General features: G+C 40.3%; 22 protein-coding genes. 10 read left to right on the top strand and 12 right to left on the bottom strand.

The window, feature by feature from the left end:
* Positions 1 to 309: 309 nt before the first annotated feature.
* From F4694_RS13910 to F4694_RS13895, 4 genes are all read left to right on the top strand, one after another.
* The gene (locus F4694_RS13910; protein WP_179599066.1) at positions 310 to 720 is read left to right on the top strand and encodes a hypothetical protein; all 411 of its coding nucleotides are present in this window, start codon (positions 310 to 312) and stop codon (positions 718 to 720) included.
* Between the two features lie 98 nt (positions 721 to 818).
* A complete protein-coding gene (ybaK, locus tag F4694_RS13905) occupies positions 819 to 1,295 on the top strand; it encodes a Cys-tRNA(Pro) deacylase (RefSeq protein WP_179598839.1) in 477 nt (158 codons plus the stop codon).
* A 184-nt stretch (positions 1,296 to 1,479) separates the two neighbouring features.
* Positions 1,480 to 2,592 carry a PRK06851 family protein gene (locus tag F4694_RS13900; protein ID WP_179598837.1) on the top strand — a complete coding sequence of 371 codons (1,113 nt, stop codon included), beginning with the start codon at positions 1,480 to 1,482 and terminating at the stop codon, positions 2,590 to 2,592.
* Between the two features lie 129 nt (positions 2,593 to 2,721).
* Entirely contained in the window at positions 2,722 to 2,925 is a 204-nt protein-coding gene (locus tag F4694_RS13895) for a hypothetical protein (RefSeq protein ID WP_179598835.1), read from the top strand.
* A 44-nt stretch (positions 2,926 to 2,969) separates the two neighbouring features.
* Here F4694_RS13895 and F4694_RS13890 read toward each other — a convergent pair whose 3' ends face one another.
* Together F4694_RS13890 and F4694_RS13885 are read right to left on the bottom strand one after the other, a co-directional pair.
* Positions 2,970 to 3,125, bottom strand: a complete 156-nt coding sequence (locus F4694_RS13890) for a hypothetical protein (protein ID WP_165979134.1) — start codon at positions 3,123 to 3,125, stop codon at positions 2,970 to 2,972.
* Positions 3,126 to 3,263: 138 nt separating this feature from the next.
* Entirely contained in the window at positions 3,264 to 4,715 is a 1,452-nt protein-coding gene (locus F4694_RS13885; RefSeq protein WP_179598833.1) for a c-type cytochrome, read from the bottom strand.
* 141 nt (positions 4,716 to 4,856) lie between these two features.
* Here F4694_RS13885 and F4694_RS13880 point away from each other — a divergent pair, with 141 nt between their 5' ends.
* The 4 genes from F4694_RS13880 to F4694_RS13865 all read left to right on the top strand — a co-directional run bounded on the left by F4694_RS13880 (position 4,857) and on the right by F4694_RS13865 (position 7,799).
* A complete protein-coding gene (locus tag F4694_RS13880) occupies positions 4,857 to 5,522 on the top strand; it encodes a DNA alkylation repair protein (RefSeq protein WP_179598831.1) in 666 nt (221 codons plus the stop codon).
* A gap of 71 nt (positions 5,523 to 5,593) precedes the next feature.
* Positions 5,594 to 6,448, top strand: a complete 855-nt coding sequence (locus tag F4694_RS13875) for an HAD family hydrolase (RefSeq protein WP_179598829.1) — start codon at positions 5,594 to 5,596, stop codon at positions 6,446 to 6,448.
* Positions 6,449 to 6,463: 15 nt separating this feature from the next.
* Positions 6,464 to 7,543, top strand: coding sequence for a PQQ-dependent sugar dehydrogenase (locus F4694_RS13870; RefSeq protein ID WP_179598827.1), 1,080 nt, complete (start codon positions 6,464 to 6,466; stop codon positions 7,541 to 7,543).
* A 22-nt stretch (positions 7,544 to 7,565) separates the two neighbouring features.
* Entirely contained in the window at positions 7,566 to 7,799 is a 234-nt protein-coding gene (locus F4694_RS13865) for a hypothetical protein (RefSeq protein WP_179598825.1), read from the top strand.
* A gap of 91 nt (positions 7,800 to 7,890) precedes the next feature.
* On the opposite strand, the gene F4694_RS13860 is transcribed toward F4694_RS13865, so the two are convergent.
* The 7 genes from F4694_RS13860 to F4694_RS13830 form a co-directional block, all read right to left on the bottom strand.
* Positions 7,891 to 8,793 (bottom strand): FixH family protein, encoded by a 903-nt coding sequence (locus F4694_RS13860; RefSeq protein WP_179598823.1) that lies wholly within the window; start codon positions 8,791 to 8,793, stop codon positions 7,891 to 7,893.
* Positions 8,790 to 9,467, bottom strand: a complete 678-nt coding sequence (locus F4694_RS13855; RefSeq protein WP_179598821.1) for an ABC transporter ATP-binding protein — start codon at positions 9,465 to 9,467, stop codon at positions 8,790 to 8,792. Before F4694_RS13855 ends, F4694_RS13860 begins: the two co-directional genes overlap by 4 nt.
* On the bottom strand, positions 9,464 to 10,261 hold the full coding sequence (locus F4694_RS13850) for an ABC transporter permease (protein WP_179598819.1): 798 nt from the start codon (positions 10,259 to 10,261) through the stop codon (positions 9,464 to 9,466). Before F4694_RS13850 ends, F4694_RS13855 begins: the two co-directional genes overlap by 4 nt.
* Positions 10,225 to 11,565: a nitrous oxide reductase family maturation protein NosD gene (nosD, locus tag F4694_RS13845; RefSeq protein WP_179598817.1), complete on the bottom strand. Its 1,341-nt coding sequence runs from the start codon at positions 11,563 to 11,565 to the stop codon at positions 10,225 to 10,227. Before nosD ends, F4694_RS13850 begins: the two co-directional genes overlap by 37 nt.
* Positions 11,562 to 12,128, bottom strand: a complete 567-nt coding sequence (locus F4694_RS13840) for a hypothetical protein (protein ID WP_179598815.1) — start codon at positions 12,126 to 12,128, stop codon at positions 11,562 to 11,564. The genes nosD and F4694_RS13840 overlap by 4 nt, the downstream gene beginning before the upstream one ends.
* A gap of 194 nt (positions 12,129 to 12,322) precedes the next feature.
* A complete protein-coding gene (gene nosZ, locus F4694_RS13835) occupies positions 12,323 to 14,191 on the bottom strand; it encodes a Sec-dependent nitrous-oxide reductase (protein ID WP_179598813.1) in 1,869 nt (622 codons plus the stop codon).
* A gap of 16 nt (positions 14,192 to 14,207) precedes the next feature.
* On the bottom strand, positions 14,208 to 14,651 hold the full coding sequence (locus F4694_RS13830) for a cytochrome C (RefSeq protein WP_179598811.1): 444 nt from the start codon (positions 14,649 to 14,651) through the stop codon (positions 14,208 to 14,210).
* Between the two features lie 223 nt (positions 14,652 to 14,874).
* Here F4694_RS13830 and F4694_RS13825 point away from each other — a divergent pair, with 223 nt between their 5' ends.
* Positions 14,875 to 15,618 carry a Crp/Fnr family transcriptional regulator gene (locus F4694_RS13825; protein WP_179598809.1) on the top strand — a complete coding sequence of 248 codons (744 nt, stop codon included), beginning with the start codon at positions 14,875 to 14,877 and terminating at the stop codon, positions 15,616 to 15,618.
* A 486-nt stretch (positions 15,619 to 16,104) separates the two neighbouring features.
* Here the strand turns inward: F4694_RS13825 and bshB2 are convergent, their stop codons facing one another.
* The 3 genes from bshB2 to pdxK all read right to left on the bottom strand — a co-directional run bounded on the left by bshB2 (position 16,105) and on the right by pdxK (position 18,096).
* Entirely contained in the window at positions 16,105 to 16,776 is a 672-nt protein-coding gene (bshB2, locus tag F4694_RS13820) for a bacillithiol biosynthesis deacetylase BshB2 (protein WP_179598807.1), read from the bottom strand.
* Between the two features lie 18 nt (positions 16,777 to 16,794).
* Positions 16,795 to 17,145, bottom strand: coding sequence for a YojF family protein (locus tag F4694_RS13815; protein WP_179598805.1), 351 nt, complete (start codon positions 17,143 to 17,145; stop codon positions 16,795 to 16,797).
* A 123-nt stretch (positions 17,146 to 17,268) separates the two neighbouring features.
* Positions 17,269 to 18,096 (bottom strand): pyridoxine/pyridoxal/pyridoxamine kinase, encoded by an 828-nt coding sequence (gene pdxK / locus F4694_RS13810; protein ID WP_179598803.1) that lies wholly within the window; start codon positions 18,094 to 18,096, stop codon positions 17,269 to 17,271.
* A 470-nt stretch (positions 18,097 to 18,566) separates the two neighbouring features.
* Between pdxK and fdhD the strand changes: the two genes are divergently transcribed.
* Positions 18,567 to 19,328 carry a formate dehydrogenase accessory sulfurtransferase FdhD gene (gene fdhD / locus F4694_RS13805; RefSeq protein WP_179598801.1) on the top strand — a complete coding sequence of 254 codons (762 nt, stop codon included), beginning with the start codon at positions 18,567 to 18,569 and terminating at the stop codon, positions 19,326 to 19,328.
* The last annotated feature ends 72 nt before the right edge of the window (positions 19,329 to 19,400 follow it).

Genomic DNA, 19,400 nt, shown 5'->3' with positions numbered 1-19,400 from the left:
CACCCTTTTCATATTTATAAAGTTTATATTTTTATTGTGAATGATTTCACATATTATCTTTGATCTAAACGTGGCAAAATGATAAACCAGATAAAAATTATTGCCAGAATCCACTACTGTAATTATTTTCTAACTACCTTTATTTTACTATAACGATGGATTAATAGAGTGACAAACGGGTGACAACAATTTGGAGATTCCGTGGAAAAAAATTAAACCCAAATAGACAATTTGAGCATACTTTATTGGGAAAACACATAAAGGGAGGAATATGTCTTGAATTATTATGGTTATCCCAATCAGTACGGAATGTATCCTGTATCAGAACCAAACCAACAGACAGCTCGTTTTGGGGGAGGGCAACAGCCAGGATTCCAGCCCCCGCCATTTGGTGGCGGACAGCAAGGTTTTCCACCGTTTGGAGGAGGGCAACAAGGTTTTCCACCATTCGGAGGAGGACAACAGCAAGGCGGGGCACCATCCTCACCACCACCATCTTACACGCCACAAGAATCACCCTCTTTATACGCTGTAGACCCTGGAGCAATCAGAGGCTGTCTTTACCGCTATACCTATGTTTGGCTCAGCAATGGGAGCAGTTTCTGGTATTATCCAACATATGTTGGAAGAGATTCAATTGCCGGATATCGTTGGAGAGGATACCGCTGGGTATATTATGGAACTGATTTAAGAAGAATTCGATCATTTAGATGCTCATAGATTATTAAACTAGGTAATGAATCGAGGGATTCATTACTTTTTTTATTTTTGTACGTGATAATTGTTATAATGATTGTAAAAATAAAGGATGAGAAAAATTGGCTAAGGTGAAAACAAACGCTATTCGGATTCTAGATGCAAAGAAGATCGCCTATGAAGTGCTTACATATGATAATCAGGATGGAAAAATTGATGGTGTTTCTGTTGCGGCGAAGATAGGCAGGGATCCGCGTGAAGTATATAAGACATTGGTCGCCCAAGGGGCAAGTAAAAATATTTATGTATATGTGATACCAGTAGAAGCTGAATTAGATTTAAAAAAGGCAGGAAAGGCAGCAGGAGAAAAAAATGTGGAAATGATTCCTGTTAAGGATATTTTGAAATGGACCGGATATATTCGCGGCGGCTGCTCGCCCATTGGGATGAAAAAGGAATATAAGACATTTATCGATGAAAGTTGTTTAGAGCTTGACTATATGGTGGTCAGTGCGGGGAAAATAGGCGTCCAAATCGTAATCGATCCAAAATTGTTAATAAATCTGACTAAGGCTGAAACAGTTGATGTCAGAAAATAATTAATAGGCATTCACCTATAAACGGATATTGCATAAGATATGTTGAAATGAAAAGCGGAAGCGCCTTGATCAGGGAAAAAGTGAACTGCTTTTTTCCTAGGGAAAAATGAAGTTCAATTTTTCCTAGGCGTTACAGCTAGACATATGAAACTTTGCTATGTCACGTAAAAGGGAGTGTTCAGAAGTGGCAGGAAAGATAAAAAATTATTATGCAGGCGGCAATACAGCTAGGGGATTTCATAACCTTTATGATTCAAACCTCCAAGGGCTAGAACGGCTCTACATTCTTAAAGGTGGACCTGGAACAGGGAAATCCTCTTTAATGAAAAACATCGGTAATGAGTGGCTCGAAAAAGGGTATGATATTGAGTTCTTGCATTGCTCGTCAGATAATAGTTCTATTGATGGAGTAATCATACGTGCCTTAAAGGTGGGAATCGTGGATGGAACCGCTCCGCATGTAATTGAACCCAAAGCTCCAGGTGCTGTGGAACAGTATATTAATCTAGGGGAAGCATGGGACGCAAAAGCGCTCGCTGGTGAGAAAACGAATATTCAACGTTTAACTAAACAAATCAGTGCGTCCTTTAATTTAGCTTATTCAACCTTTAAACAGGCTTTAGATATCCATGATGATTGGGAGAAAATTTATATTGAAAACATGGATTTTGAAAAAGCAGATCAGCTGACCAACAAGTTAATCCAGTCTTTTTTTGGAAAGCTGAAGATAAATAAACAGGCAGATATCCGCCATCGGTTCTTAGGGGCTGCAACACCTAAAGGAGCGGTTGATTTTGTTCCGAATTTAACGGAGGATATTGAAAAACGTTATTTTATTAAAGGTCGTCCCGGTTCCGGGAAATCAACGATGCTGAAAAAGCTCGCGGCAGCGGCAGAAGCAAGAGGCATTGATACAGAGGTTTATCACTGTGGATTTGACCCTAACAGTTTGGATATGGTGATCTATAGAGAGCTTGGTATAGCTATTTTTGACAGTACAGCTCCACACGAGTATTTCCCGAGCCGTGCCGGCGATGAAATCATTGATATGTATGAGCTGTTGATTACTCCTGGAACGGATGAAATTTACGAAGATAAAATTAAACCAATCGCCGAAAGCTATAAGAATAAAATGCAGGAAGCTATCTCTTATTTAGCAAGAGCGAAAGAACTTCACGATCAACTCGAAGCGATTTATGTTCCAGCAATGGATTTTGCTGTTGTCGAACATATACAGGCAAGGATTTCAGAGGAAATTAGACAATTAGAAAACGACACAATTGTAAGTCCTCAGTAATCAAAAAGAGAAAAAAGCATGTATAAGAACTGTCTGAATAGGGGCAGTTTTTTACGTGATACTTATGTGCTGGGTTGGGGAGGATAACTGTAATGTCCAATAATTTTTCTGTCGAAGGAGCTATTTATCGTGAAAAATGACCCGAATTCAGTAAAAAACATTGTAGAAGCCAATCTTGAAATCAATAAAGAGTTGGAAGATGGGGAGGTGCAGGAGCCTATACAATCAAAATCAGAAACTGAAAGAGCCAATATAGAGTTACAGAATCAATTCAATAATGATAGTAATAAAGACATACGTACCTCTCCTGCAGCCATTTCTACCCCTCAATAGACCCAAAGAGAGTCGGCTTCCCTACATGGTTAGCCGACTCTCTTTTATTCATGAGGATTGGTTTTGCTTTGCTGACTTTTGTTTCGCTTATTTCCCTTGCTGTTATCTCCGCTGACAAACTCACTCGCGAATTCAGCTTCAGCATGTCCAGCTTGAGGCGAATTTTGATTTTTACTGCCCTTATTAACTTTTTTTGTCATGATATCTTCTCCTTCCTTCAATTGGTACACTATAGTTTGGCATTTGCCCAATTGTTTATGCACCTAAAGAGGAGTTAGAAAAGAAGTACCGAATACTGTAAAAGCACCCTCTTTTTAAGGAGAATGCTTTTTGATGGTTTATTTTTTTTCGGATAACCAAGTAGCTAGAATTTTTGCATCTGTCTCGTCAACTAACTTACCAGGCATCATGCCTTTACCATCTTGAATACGTGTTAGGATTCCTTTTTTAGATAGCTGACTGCCGATTGTTTTTAAAGTAGGACCAGCTTTGCCTTCTAGCTGATCACCATGACAGGAAGCACAGCTTTTTTTATAGACAAATTCTCCTGCCTCAGCTACAGAATGGGTTCCTTGTGAGTGGACTTCTTCACTGCTTAAAGGTACTTCATCAACTAGCGCTGAATAAGGAACAAATTGAATTTCATGTGGTACACCTTCTGCAGGAATTTCGGTAATTAATTCTCCTGTTTCAGTATCCCAAATTTGAACGCCAGAAACTGCCTCGCCGCCAAGTTTATACGGATAACGTTTATCCATTCCATGATTTAATGTCCAGAGTTCCTTGCCGTCTGGGCTTATCCCAGTGTGAGCAGGGATCGTTGTTCCAGTTGATTCCCACAGTTTTTCATAGGTTTTCGTATCGAGCTTGTAAATCTTGTTGCCTCCAGTGGTTACGTAAGCAAATTTACTATCTGGGCTGAGGGATATGTGAATAGGACCGCCTTCAAATGAAATTTGTTTTGTGATTTCGAGAGTGGCAGCGTCAATAACGACAACTTCCTTTTTACCGCCAACTGCTACCCAAACTGATTTACCGTCTGGTGTAAGGTTGACTCCGTGCAGGCTGCCGCCAACTGGAATTTCCTTAACAATTTTGTTGTTTTTCCAATCTAGTACTGCTACCTTATCTTCTTTGTCAATACTGATAAATAGATAAGGAGAGTCAATGGCGTTTCCATCCCAGTACATGGATGGAGAAATATAGTCTGTACCTTCTCCAGTAGATATGTCTGCTATTTTCGTATGCGAATGGACATCTACGACTGACACAGTACCGCCGTACTGGTTTGCTACATAAAGGTATTTATCATCAGGAGACAGTGCAGAGTGATGGCCGCCCTTACCCACTGGAACTCTCCATAATTCTTTAAATGTAACAGGATCAAGTGCAATCGCGTTTGAAGTGTCATCATATTCAAACCAATCTACAGTAAACATCGTTTTAAAGTCTTTTGTAAATGTAACGGCATGGGTATCGTGCAGGTTAGGATACATTTGTTGCGTTCTTTCATTCTTAGGTCCTTCAATATCAATAGCAGTCAGCATTTTATGGTATTTTGCATCAATTACCCAAATTTTATTGCTAGAGCCGCCGCCAACATATGCTAGACTTTCACTGCCTAGTTTCCCTCCGGCGAGTTTTTCATCCATGCTCAGTTCTTCGGTTTTAGGTGTTACTGTCTTTTCCTTTGTTGCAGCTGCCTCTTTTTGGGCACAACCGCTAATTAAGAGAGCAGAGAGAACGGCTGTTATAATCCCTAGAGATGCTACTATTTTTCGCTTAACCATTGTTTTTTTCCTCCAATGTATCATGATAGCTAAAGAATATAGAGAAGTTATATAGATGATATGAAGAAAAATAGTCTAATTTATGACAGTTAATAACGTAAATATGTAATAATATCCCAATTTTATAAAGGGGTGTTCAGGTTGAGTAATGAAATAGAGATACTAGCGGCATTATTTGAGGAAAACAGGAATGAAGAAAATGCGGGTCCGATGAAAAAGTATATGAAGGATCACTTCCCTTTTTTAGGAATTAAGTCGCCGCTCCGTAAAGAGCTTGAGAAGCAATTCTTCAAAGAGACAGGGATTTTGAAAGAGCCATTTGACAAGGATTTCGTGACAGGTCTTTGGGAAAAGGATGAAAGAGAGTATCACTATACAGCTATTACATATATAGGGAAATTCATTAAAAAACTGCCTAAGGAAGTAATTCCCTTTCTCGAAAAGTTAATTACGACAAAATCCTGGTGGGATAGTGTTGATTCCATTGCCCCTCTAGTTGGAGAGCTTGCTAGGAAGTATCCTGAAGTAATCGAAGAGACAATTGATGGTTGGTCAGTCAATGATAACTTTTGGCTGCGGAGAAGTGCTATTCTTTTACAATTAAAATATAAACAGCAAACCAATGAATCACTTCTTTATGATTACATTGTAAAGAATGCGGATAGTAAAGAATTCTTCATTCAAAAAGCGATTGGCTGGGCGTTAAGAGAATACTCGAAAACAAACCCTATATCGGTTAAGGCATTTATTGAAGGAAACAAGCTTGCTCCTTTAAGTGTAAGAGAAGGAAGTAAGTATGTTTCATGAGCAAATTGGTGAAAATGCATGTGAATATCTGATAAGATGGCAGTAACAAAAAATAGAAATAGGTGAACAGCATGATTAAGTGTATTGCGTCAGATATGGATGGTACCTTATTAAATTCATACCAGCAAGTTAGCCAGGAAAATAAAGAAGCGATTTTAAAAGCCCAGTCTCAGGGAATTGAAGTAGTTATAGCAACTGGGAGGTCTTATCAAGAGGTGCGGTTTGTCCTGGATGAAGCAGATTTACAGTGCCCTGCCATTTGTGTAAACGGTGCAGAAGTTCGCTCAAAAGAAGGAGAAATTTTATCTGCTACACCAATTGAAAAGCACGTAGCCAAAAAAGCTGCGGAAAAGCTAATGGAAAAGGATATCTATTTCGAAGTATATACAAACAAAGGTACATACTCCCTAGATCCTAATAAAGCCGTCGCAATTATAGTTGACATTGTAGTGAGTGCCAATCCTGATGTGAAACCAGAAGATGTGGTTAAACGAGCAGAAGAACGCACTCGTCATGGTTTAGTCCATCAGGTTGAAAGTTATGATGTTTTATTCAATGATGAAACACACCAAATCTATAAGCTTTTCGGGTTTGCACTGGATTCAGACAGGCGTGAAGCTGCAGAAAACGCACTAGAAGAATTAACAGAGTTGGCAGTGTCCAGTTCAGGACATAACAATCTGGAAATCACTCATTGCAATGCGCAAAAAGGAATTGCTTTAGAAACGTTCGTGAAATCAAAAGGAATCGACATCACCGAAACAATGGCAATGGGTGATAGTTTTAATGATATCTCCATGCTGGAAAGAGTCGGCAGAGCGGTTGCGATGGGGAATGCCGATTATGAAATAAAAACGCTATGTGATGTGATTACTGCTACAAATGATGAACATGGAGTGGCACAGGCAATACTGGAAGTTTTATAGGAAAGGAAGAGATGGATGGTCAAAGTGTGTTCCATTTTATTATCAATAATTCTATTGATATCAGGTTGTTCTCTTTTTGAAAAAGAAAATCTGCAGCCGAAGGACCACGAAGAGGACGAAGCAATCGTCCTGCAGCCAGAGATTGAAGTAGTTGCTGATACACTAAGTGTGCCATGGTCGATTAATAAGGTTAATGAGACTTTTTATGTGAGTGAACGAACAGGAAGTATCGTGAAAATTGATAATGGAAAAATGGAACGGCAGCAAGTGGAGTTGGAAAAACCGCTCGCAAAAGCGGCGGAAGCAGGGCTGCTTGGCTTTGTGCTTGATCCGGGGTTTCCTGCGAATCAAAAGGCATTTGCCTATTATACGTATGGGAATGGGCAGGGACAGTTTAACAGAGTGGTTGTATTACAGCTTGAAGGGAATCGATGGATGGAAGAAAGGATTCTTCTTGATAGGATTCCAAGTGCAGCTTACCACCATGGGGGCCGTTTGAAGATTGGTCCGGATGGTAAACTGTACATTACCACTGGTGATGCCACTACTCCGGAACTCTCTCAGGATAAAACGTCCTTAAATGGGAAGATTCTAAGAATGAACTTAGATGGAAGTATTCCAGGGGATAATCCTTTTGGAAATTCCTATGTATACAGCTATGGGCATCGTAATCCTCAGGGGCTGGTGTGGCTGGGTGGTACGTTATATGCGAGTGAGCATGGTCAATCTGCACACGATGAAGTCAATGAAATAAAGCCAGGAGCAAATTATGGCTGGCCGGTAATCCAAGGAAATGAAAAGAAAGCTGGAATGGAGACGCCTTTGTTTCAGTCTGGCGATGAAACGTGGGCACCATCAGGAATGGCCGCTCACAACGGTCGGTTATATGCAGCTACATTACGAGGAAATGCAATCCGAGAATTTGACATAGAAAAGAATACGACAAGTGCAGTAATTACAGGATTAGGCAGGATCCGGGATGTGTATGTGGAGGGTGAATACCTCTATTTTGTCAGTAACAATACAGACGGCAGAGGGAACCCTGATGAAAAGGATGACAAATTGTACCGAGTGCTGCTGACGAATCTGAAGTAAAAGGGTAAAGGCTGGTGTGATTATGACGACAAAAAGCAATAAATTACAATATGGATGGACACTGATTGCCCATCCAACGTATCAAATCTTTACGAACAAAAACTCCTACGTCATCATCGACGAAGACAATGACGTCATGCTCAGATTTACCCTGCAAGAAAACGAAATCGAAATCCAAGGCGCAAACTGGAACCTAAACTACAAAATCAACCTCGGCTTCAAAACCCTAAAAATCATCAACACACCCGAAGACTAAAGAATTAATGGTGACAGGCACCAAATATACAAAAATCGCTGTTTATGCAGCGTTTTTTGTATATTTGGCAATGGCGATGGCAGTTAATGTATTATAGGATTTCTATTTTTAAAGAGTTAACCTGTGATACTAGGAGTTCTTCGTATTGTTTTTGGGCTTGGAGGTTGATTTCTTGTTGGCTCATTTCTGGGTTTTCTTTTTTTACTTTTTCGATCATGTCTTTTTGTACTTTTTGAGAGAGAACAATGAGTTGGTATTGCTGTTTTTCGGTTTCCCAAAATTTCTCTTCGCCGTATTCGGTGATCATGGCTTTAGCAGATTCGAACTGGTCGTATTGGGCACGGACCTTATTGATCTCTGTTTCGATTTCCGCGTCGGTTGCGGTATGGCCTTTTTCTTCTGCCAGCATTGCCATTGAGCGGAGGCGGATGATTTGTGTTAATAATTGATTTTGATCTTCAACCAGCTTTTCTTGTGACTCCCAGTATGCTAATGCTTCCTTCAATTGCTCCCCTGTGTATCGCTTCTGGTCTGTTTCACGATTAATGGCAAGCTGAAGATTATTAATAAACTTATAGAAGTCTACATCTTCATCGGTAATCCATTCTCCGTTAATTGAAGCAACACCCTCTGGTTTTTTCACTTCATAACTAATGACTTTTTCAGTTTTTTCTCCATCTTTTCCCAAGTTGAACAGTATTTCATATTTACCTGGCATCGGGAGTTCAACCTTTCCAGAATAAGTGCCAGCTTCCCCTTCTGTTAGTTCGACTTTTGTCATCCCATGGTCCATATTGGCCATAGAAAATTCTGCTGATACGTCCAGCCCAGTTGCACGCTCATCCTTTTCCTTTACTTGAATTTCAAAAGGCATTTCTTTATCTGGCTGTTGGTAGATTGGCTTTGTGATTTCAATATTGTACTCAGGGTCAGCACTGCAGCCTGTAAGTAAAGCAAATAATAGCAGTGCGGTCAACCTCATCGCTTTTTTCATGATTCTATCCCTCCAAGATTATGTGTTTGTAAGAATTCCTCCACCGTATATTTCTCCATTTTTCCATTATTTAAGAACGCCACATGCGTACAAACCTGTTTAATTTCATCGAGATGATGAGAGGAGAGCAGGATGGTTTTATCATGGAGTGACTTTAACACTTCTAATATTTCCTTTCGTCCCATCGGGTCAATCCCGCTTGTAGGCTCATCGAGAATCAGAATACTCGAATCCTGATAAAGGGTGATGGCTAATCCAAGGCGCTGCAGCATGCCTTTTGAATATTTTTTCACCTGTACATCGCGGTCATCCCACAAGCTTACCGATTTAAGGACTTTCTCCATTCTTTCCTGGTCAACTGTCTTGGAAACTGCTTCAGCAAAGAAGGTAATATTCTCTAGACCAGTCAGCATTGGATAGAGCTGAAATTTTTCTGGCAAGTAGGCAATTGCTTTTTTCCATTCATGATTTTTATTTGTGACTTGAACACCGTTTATCGAAATCGAACCCTGCTTCACAGGAAGCAGACCAAGAAGACTGTTGATAAAAGTTGACTTTCCTGCACCATTACGTCCCACAAGTGCACAAATTTCATTTTTATTTATCTCAATATTGATATTCTCCAGGATTATTTTTTTCCCGAAGGATTGATTTAGACCCGATACCGTAATCATTCAAGGCCCTCCTTACGGTGAAAAATAATACCTGCTGCGATAGAAGTAATGATCCAAAATACTAGATTTCCGAGTAAAAAGAATACTGGCTTCGTCCACATAAAGGCTTGGAGCAGCCTTGACATATGACCAAAAGAATAAACACCCATGCCTGTTTCGAGGAACATTCTTACAGACTGTAATGGATTTAAAAAATAGCCGGCAGAAAATACTTTTACATTTTCATAGGTAACGTCTGGCAGCAATGAGAGTAAGAGAAAATCGTGTAAGAAGAAAAAGTAAAACCAGACAAAAATCGTATATCCGATGATCTGCATTCTGGAGCGGCTAAAGCTTCCGATGGCAGCACCCATTTGCAGGAATACAAGTGACATCGCTACAATTGCCAAAATAAAGATGAAATAAGCCTTTATATCAAGTTGGAAATTAAACTTTAATAATAGTAAATAGAGAAAGAACCAGACTAAGATGGGAACAAGTACAACCGTGTAGAGACCTAAGCTTTTTCGTAACAAGAAGCTTGTATAATGATCTTTTTTTGTCAGCAGCATGATTAAAGTCTTTTGTTCCTTTTCTTGAAAGATTGAGAATGCACCAATAAACAAGCAAAGGATCGGGATAAAATAGATAATCGTATCAAACAAATTGATTAAGAGAACATAAAAGCCTTTATCAAATGAAAGGGCCGTGGAACGAAACAGGATACTGACTGAAATCAGAACAATGATACTTAAAGCGAGCCATAAGCCTTTTCCTCTTATGTTTTCCTTCCATTCCTTCCAAATGTAATGCATAGTAAATGTCTCCCTTTTAATAAAATCAAAACTGCGGCCAGCGTTACAGCGGCTATTAGTATGAGATGGTTATTTCTTTTTGCGGCGGTAAGCGGGTGCGGGTCATCAAACATAACCTTTTCGTCCATCAATACCGCATTCATTTTTTCATAGATAGGCAGTGCAGGGCTTTTTAAAAATAAATAGGATAATTCTTGATCTTCAAGTAATTGATATAACGAAGATCGATAGGTTATAGGAAAGTCCCCAATGCCATCTTGGTTTAAATCGGTGAGCGGGAACGAGCTTCCCCAGTCATTTCCTTTGCCATTATGGCTCCAGAAATTGCTTTCATCACCGCCACCAATGGTAACAGCGGGAATAGTATTTTCGGTAATTAAATTTTTTGAAAATATTTGCTCATTAGAACTCGCCCAAAGCTCAATTCCAATTTGATTTTGAGAGATTTTATTGCCTTCAAAACTGTTTCTTGTAGCTTGGTCGATGTACATTCCTCTTTGGTTCATGTAAAACGTATTATTTTTTATCTGATTATCATTGGCTTGCAGCAGCAGTAATCCAAATGATTGGTTTCCATAGTTTACGATAAAATGATTATCTTCCAATACGAGATGGTTGGAATTCATGACCGCAGCGCCGCCCGTATTCATCGTAAAGGTATTTTTCTTAAAAAGATTTTCATCTGAATACATGTAGTGCAGACCGTACCGGGTGTTACTAATATTATTTTGATAGCTTTCATTCTTGTTACCATAGTCGAAAAACATGCCATCGCGCGTACCTTCGATGGTGTTATGTGTTAAAAGATTTTGATTGGAGTAATATATATGAATCCCATTACCCTGTGCGGCAATCTCGCCTTTACCCATGCCTTTGATCTCAACATGGGAGATTTTATTTTCGTGTGCTTGACTTAAATAGATCCCGTGAAAGGAATCGGTAATTTTAACGTTTTCAATGACATTCCCGTTAGTATGAATCTTAATCCCTGCATACTCCTCGGCAGAGTTACGGTCCATGCTGCTATTTGTGACACTAAGCCATTTAATTGTCACGTTAGGAGCTTTAATAGAGATGACGTTTCCAGTACCATCTCCCTTTATCACTGTGTTAATAGTGCCAATTAAGGTGATTGATTTATTGATAACAATATTGCCCTCATATGTTTTATTTTCAAGTTGTAATACTGCTCCTTCTTCCAAGCTGTCGATCATGGCCTGCAAGTTTTCGGCAGCACTATTTTTCTCGGGAAATATAAGAAAAGTAATAGAGAAAATGAATAGAAAAAGCAGTAGTTTTTTCATCTTGTTCGATCCTTCCATAACGGAATCAGTAATAAAATAAAGGCTGCAATCAGGAAATACGAACCGTACCCAAGGATACTTTCAGTGACAAAGTTTGCAACTGTGTTATGCCCTAAAAGCGGCGGAACAAACGGGTCAATTTTTATCGGTGCCGTTGGGCTTAAGTTGGTGCCAAATTTACGAAGGGCACGTGATAGGTCCCAAACACCAAGACTGCCGCCAATGATAAACAAACCAATTAATCCATATAGGACAGATTTCTTTCGCAGGATGGCTGTCAATAGAGTAATTACTGCTAAACCAATCACTAAATGTGATAGATACGCTAATTCTGGGAAATTTTCTTCGCTGAAATTTTCCATTCCAATATAGTGGTTCAACCCGTTAACGATATCAATCTGACCTTCGAGCTTATTGGGATAAACAATAATATTTAACCCTTCTGGATACTGCGGAGCAAAGAAGATCATTTGCCACCAAGGAAACATCAATGAAAGTCCAACTAAGACTGCAGCAAGGGCAATCAGTATCGATGAAAGTAGGGATAGTTTTTTTCCCTTCATGAAAAACAAGTCCTTTCTAAACGGAGAAGGGTACCAATTGAATCAATTGATACCCTTACCATCTTTTTTAATGTCTAGCTCCAACGCCTAGGGGCTCGGGTCATAAGCCAATCCGTCAGAAAGGTTAAAAAGCAACCTTTCCGCCGGCTCGTCTTATGCCTGTCGCCCCTGACCAAGGCGTTTCCGCTTTTCTGCTAGTTCTTAGGTTTAACAAGGAAGTAGCCAGTCATTTCTTGGTGCAGTGCTGAACAGAAGTTAGTACAGTAAAGCGGGAATGTACCTGCTTTGTCTGCAGTAAATTCTAGCGTATTCGTTTGGCCAGGCTGAACTTCCATGTTTAAGTTATAGCTGTTGATGGCAAATCCGTGGGTAATATCCTCATCAAAATCTGTATTCGTTAAGTGGATGAACACCTTATCTCCTTGATTGACTTCAATCACATCCGGACGTTTTGCTTTCGCGTCAAAGATAAACTTCGACCGCATGGCGATACCGTAGACATGAACTTCATTTCCATTGCGGACAATTTTCGCATCCTCTTGCTTGTAGGTCGCAAGCTTGTTGTTTTCATCCTTTGGATAAACTTCAATCGTTTTAATCTTATCTGCCTTAATGATTTGAGCGTAGTGCGGCTCTGGGTTTACAGGTGAAGATTGAATGACCTTCATTTTGCCGCTGATATCGATTAGCTGCATAGACTCAGGATGTGAAGGTCCAACGGATAAATAGCTGTCTTTTGCAATTTTGTTCAAGGCAATCAGCCATTTTCCATCAGGTGAAACCGTGTCACCTTCGGCTGCTACAGAGTGTCCCGGTGAATACTGAACGGGAACACGGTCTAACGTTTCTCCTGTTTTTGGATCCCATTTCACGATTTCCGAAGAAATGAACATGGTTGTGTAAGCCATTCCTTTATCATCAAATTGAGTGTGAAGCGGTCCAAGTGCGTTTTCAGGGTTAACCTCTCTTTCCATGACAGATTCATATTTTAAGATTGGAATACCGTTACGTTCGCCGGAGAAGTCTTGGTTTTTCACAGCTTCAAATGCTTTCTCAAAAGAGAAAACTGTCATCGATGGTGCTAGTTTACCTGAAGCAATAAAGTGTTTTCCATCAGGCGTTACGTCGACACCATGTGGTGATTTCGCAACAGGAACAAGGTAAATACCGCCTTTATGCTTCTCAGGGAAGATCATTTTTTGACCAGTAACTTCGTCATACTGTCCTTCAGCGATCATTTTCTCAAGCTCTTTCCAGTTAAAAAGAACAATGAAGTCACGGTCAGCCTGTGACGCGTTAATTTCTAGATTCGTAGTCGCTTCTTCTGTGTTGTAGGTTGTCATAACGGCCCAATCTGCAGAGCTTTTCTTACCAGCGTCTGATAAATCATAAGACCATGGTGGAAGCGCAACTTGGTAGGCAATGTTTAGTTTTTCTTGGTTTTGATCAAACGTTACGGCTGACATTACACCGCGGTACTGCTGGCTGTATTCGTCTAAAGGCTTGTATTCAGAGCCGATGGGAACCGCGAAACGTGTTGGTAGGAACATGTACTCGGTATTTTCCGTAACGAACGCCGCACAGTGCGGGCCGCTTGTGTTTGGAACATTAATGATGTCTTTAACGGTAAACGTTTCTAAATCCATTGCTGCAGCACGGCTGTTTCCGACATCTGTAGCAAACATATATTTACCGTCATAGTCACCTTTTGTTTCAGAGAATGCAGGATGATGAAGGTCTCCCCATGTGTAGCCGCCCATCATCTTTTTAGAATGTTCGTCAAATCCATAGCCTGTTGCAGAGTCTTGTGAGAATACCGGTACGGTACGGATATGACGCATGGAAGGAACACCATAGATAAACATTTGACCAGAGTGACCACCGGATGCGAATAAGTAGTAATCATCTTTTTCACCGAAAGGAACATAAACTTTCTCTGCGTCACTTTTTGTACTGGATGAAGCAACTTGATTGTTTGTACTAGTAGAAAAATCGGCAAAGGAAATGGTTGCTGCGACAAAACCCGCTAGTAAACCAGAGGCAATTGGAACCCATTTCTTCATCTATAACACCACCTTTTTATTTTTCAGAAGCTTGTTTTAACATATCTAACACTTGCGTGCGTTCTTCATCTGTTAATGGGTTACCGCCGATAACGCCGGACATAACCGCTGATGTTGGCTCTTTTAAGAATTCTTCAATCGGCTTTCCATGCTTTCCTTCAACATCTGTAAAGGCTTTTGAAAGATCAGGTCCTGTTGCTCCACCTTCTAAACCGAGTGCATCCACTGCGTGACAGCCTAGACATCCTTTACTGTTGAGTATATTTGCTTCATCTACGGAAGCCGTTTCCTTTACTGCCTCTGTTTCTTGCTTTTCTGTTGTGATAGTTGCATCTGTTGGTTCTGTTTGAGCGACCTGAGGCTGTTTAGCTGAATCGCCCATGATGACACCAAATACCACGTATCCAAGACCAAAACCAATGACTAAGCTAATCGCAAAGCTAATAATTACCTTATTCATACTTCCCCCTCCTTCTGTCTATTCAACAACTTCATCCTAATCGGATTTTAAGTGTAATTTTGTGATAAACTTCACTGTTTCTCGTTTAAAATTGAACGTTTTGTGAAGGGTATTGATATGTAAGTGTTTTAAAAATTGAACGTTTTGTGAAGATAATCACTTCGAGTTGTGATTTTTTTTAATAGAATGGGAGGAAACATAAATTAGAGAGAGGAGGGGGAGAATGAATCCCTTACATGCTTTAGAAGAACAGCCATTAGGAAGAGTAAGAAAGCTGAAAATCGAGGACTTCTTACGAAAAATCGTCATTTTTAAGGATTTATCTTCAAAATCCCTGCGGCTTATTGCTAATCGTATTCAGACGGTAACCGTTAAAAAAGGAGCCCAGGTGATTTGTGAGGATGAAGTGGCCAAGGGAGTATTTTTTATTCATGCAGGCGCGGTAAAGCTAACGAAACGAGATGAAAGCGGAAATGAGATCATTGTTTGTATGAAGCAAAAGGGTGATGTGTTTGCAGAAGCTTGTTTATTTTCTAAAACCTCTTTGATGTACCCAGCGACAGCTACTATGCTCCAAGATGGCCAGCTTTTCTTTTTAGATAAAATGGAATTAGAGAAGGGGCTTCATGAATATCCAGAGCTAGCTGTCCAAATGATCCAATACATGAGTGATTCGCTGCGCGAGATGACGTCAACCTTAAGGGATGTAGCGCTGTTAGATGTTTATGCGAAAACAGTAAAGACGTTAGAGCGCTTAGGAAATAAATTTAATACCTCTGCCTCAAGGTGGAACATTGAAATCCCCTTGACGATACAAGAATTTGCAACTGTGGTAGGAACGACGAGGGAAAGTGTAAGCCGGGTTTTTTCGAAATTAAAAAAAGAAGGAATCATCGAAATGAAATCACGGAAAATTATCATCCTTGATATGTGCCGGCTCTGTGCATTGATGAATCCTTCCTATTAAGAAAACCCTTCGCCAGTGCGCGAAGGGTTTTCAGTGCTAGTAAGTTTCTTAAGGACAAAACTTGATGAAACCGCAAGAGATTTGTCCTCAATGAGTGCTCTTGAGGACAAAACCTAGATGAGCCAGTAAGAGATTTGTCCTCAATAAGGGCTCTTGGGGACAAAACTTAGATGAGCCAGTAAGAGATTTGTCCTCAATAAGGGCACTTGAGGACAAAACTTAGATAAGCCAGTAAGGGATTTGTCCTCAATAAGGGCTCTTAGGGACAAAACTTAGATAAGCCAGTAAGGGATTTGTCCTTAATAAGGGCTCTTGGGGACAAAACTTAGATGAGCCAGTAAGGGATTTGTTCTTAATAAGGGCTCTTGGGGACAAAACTTAGATGAGCCAGTAAGAGATTTGTCCTCAATAAGGGAACTTGAGGACAAATCTCAGACGAGTCAGATAAGGATTTGTCCTTAATAACGGTTCTTAAGGGAACTCAATTTACTTATCAAATTTGTACGTCCAGAACCGTTCGTTGTTGATCCAGACCATCATTTGCGGGTCTTGGTTTTTCAATTTCTCTGTTACATCGCCAAACATTTGCTCTGTCTGGGAACGATGGGCTTGAATCGCTGCGAGCTTTTTTTCGGCAACAGCGCTAATGTTATGGACAATGTCGGCCTCGCCGAGCTCTTCCACGCAATTATTTGAAAAAGCAACACAGTGCAGTTTAGGTCTTGCAGCAGCAGGTAAAGATTCAACTGCCCTCACAACCGCCGCACCGGTGGCGTCATGGTCAGGGTGAACGGAGTATCCAGGATAAAAAGTAATGATTAAGGATGGATTTACCTCATTAATCAACGACAACATCGCTTTGGCTAGTTTTGCGTCGTCTTCAAACTCAACGGTTTTATCGCGATATCCAAGCATTCGCAAATCCTGAATTCCTAATGCCGCGGCTGCAGCCTTAAGTTCTTCTTTTCTAATTTTAGGGAGATTTTCGCGATTGGTAAAAGGGGGATTCCCCATATTGCGTCCCATTTCTCCCAAGGTTAAGCAGGCATAGGTGACAGGAGTACCGTTTTGTACATGGGTGGCAATGGTTCCTGACACTCCAAAAGCTTCGTCATCCGGATGTGGAAAGACGACTAATACATGACGTTCTTTTTCCATAATAGGCTCCTCCTTTCTTTACTCAAACGGTGTAGCGCTGATTTCGAGAGCGACCGCCAGTTTTCCTTTATTATCATGACCGGCTAGGAGCAAACGGTTTTGCTCATCCACTTCAAAATGAGTAAGACCTTCTGCGTAAATCCAACCAAGATTTATTTTTAAACCAACACGATAGGGATCATTTCCAGTGATTTTCCCAATTTCGTATCGTACTAATGCGTTACGGATATAGGCACCTGCTGAAAAGAAAGTTTGATCATGATGAGATGCATAGGCACCATTGGTTGTTTCCAGGTGAATATATACATCCTGATTCGCGAATGCGTTAATCGCTTCTTGAACCTGACGATAATCCTTGATTGGTTCCATAATTCCTTCTCCTTTCCCTGTGCAAGGTATGTAAATTAATAATGTAACTATCATACTAAAATCACAATGAAAAAGCGAAATCCTTGCCTAAAAAAAAGCCGCTCAATGTGAACGGCTTAACGATTAACAATCTGTGCAGTATTCAGTTTTTGCACCGCGGTAGGCACCATGCCAAGTAGGTCCGACAAATTCATTTAAGCGGAAGCCTTGGCTGATAGCAGCGGAGATGAAGTCCTTTGCCACCTCGACCGCCTCAACAACTGAACGACCTTTAGCAAGCTCTGCAGTAATGGCAGACGAGAATGTGCAGCCTGCTCCATGCGTAAAGTTTGTTTCCACTTTCTCAGATTCAAATATTGTAAAGTCTTTGCCGTCATATAAAAGGTCAATTGACTTTTCCTCTGTTAAAAGCTTGCTGCCGCCTTTAATGACAACATACTTTGCGCCCAAATCGTGTATTTTTACAGCAGCTTCTTTCATCTGCTCTAACGTTTTAACCGGGCCTGTTTGAGCTAATTGACCTGCTTCGAACAGGTTCGGTGTCACAACTAAAGCACGTGGCAATAAGAGTTCGCGCATAGCGTCGGTTGTTTCTGGATTTAATACTTCATCCTCGCCCTTACAAACCATAACAGGGTCGATGACGACGCGCTCTAATTTATGTTCATCGATAACCTTTGCTACTAACTCAATAATCTCAACTGTACCGAGCATCCCTGTTTTCATTGCGTCAATTCCTACAGATAGGACGGTATCAATTTGTGGTTTTAGCGTTTCAACTGAAATAGGAAACACACTGTGGTGCCAATCCTTTGGATCCATCGTAACGATGGTTGTCAGTGCTGTCATCCCATAAACTCCAAGCTCTTGAAATGTTTTGATATCGGCTTGGATTCCAGCACCCCCGCTTGTATCTGAACCAGCAATTGTCATAACCTTTTTGATTGTCATATGTACTCCTCCTAACCAAACGAGTTGGTGATTTTTTCACTTATTCCTATTATAAAACAAACTAGAAAATATAGCAGAATTTTTACAAATGCTCTGATTTTGTCAGAAAAATGACAATTGACCGTATTTACCCTAATTAAATCGTTTTATGTGATAAATCTTACTTCAGAGAAAAAGGACTCATCGTACGATAGTACTAAAGATGCACCTTTTAAATGAAATCGCTTACAAATTTTGGTTTAACAATCAGTATATAGTGCTAACGCAAATGAGTAGGGTGAAAATTCGATAATCTGACACAAAGTCTACCGAGAATCGTCAAAGCCCTGAGATTAAAGCAGCGATATCATTTATAAATTTAAATTGCCTAGCTAATTCACTTTGAACTGCATGTGTTGTGATAAATGTCGCTGAGAACGCTCGGTAACATTATTACAATTGAAACGCCATGCCTGAGAGGAGGGAAAACAATGTACCGCAAAGGATGTCCGGATGAATATCCCATTACCCTAGTGTTAAATGGGTATGAGATTGCCGTATTTCAGCTAACGAAACATGATTTAGAGGATTGGGCTTATGGTTATTTGTTTTCTGAAGGATTTATTCACAGAGCGAGTGAGGTTGGATCCATTAGTATAAATGAAGAAATGGGTACCATCCATGTTTCACTTCTGAATTGCTTTAATGAAGAAGAGTTGTTTACGAAGAAGAAGCACTATACAGCAGGATGTGGCCGAGGAGTGACATTTTTCTCGATGACCGACGTGAAAAATTTTCAAAAAGTGTCTTCTGAACACAGCTATAAACTGAGTTACTTATTAAAAAAACGAAGTGAATTTGCTCAAAATTCACCGTTTTATTTGGAAACTGGCGGAATGCATGGGGCCTGTATCGTTGATGAGGCAGGCAATATCACCATCCGTGAAGACATTGGGCGGCACAATGCAGTCGATAAGATCATTGGCCACACCATACGAATGGGTTTCGTGCCTGAACGGTTAGTTTTATTAACAACCGGAAGGGTTTCATATGAAATGCTCTCCAAAGCAGCGAAATTTGGCTTTCCTGTTATTGGGTCAAGAACGGCAGCCACCAAGCAGGCTGTTCAACTGGCAAAATACTTAAATATAGAGGTAATTGGTTATTTACGAGGGAAAATGGCTAATATTTATACCTCAACTGGCCGAGTTGAAAATGATTTATTGGAAATACCCGCTGTAGAGATGCATTGAAGGGGGGAATCAAAAGGACAAGGTATAGAAACTAGATAAAAAAAAGGGATGTTCTATTCAATACTGGGAAGG

It is taken from the genome of Neobacillus driksii (assembly GCF_013409995.1).
Classification (GTDB): domain Bacteria; phylum Bacillota; class Bacilli; order Bacillales; family Cytobacillaceae; genus Neobacillus; species Neobacillus driksii.
The sequence above is the reverse complement of the archived record's forward strand: the minus strand, read 5'-3'. Positions and strand labels throughout refer to the sequence as shown.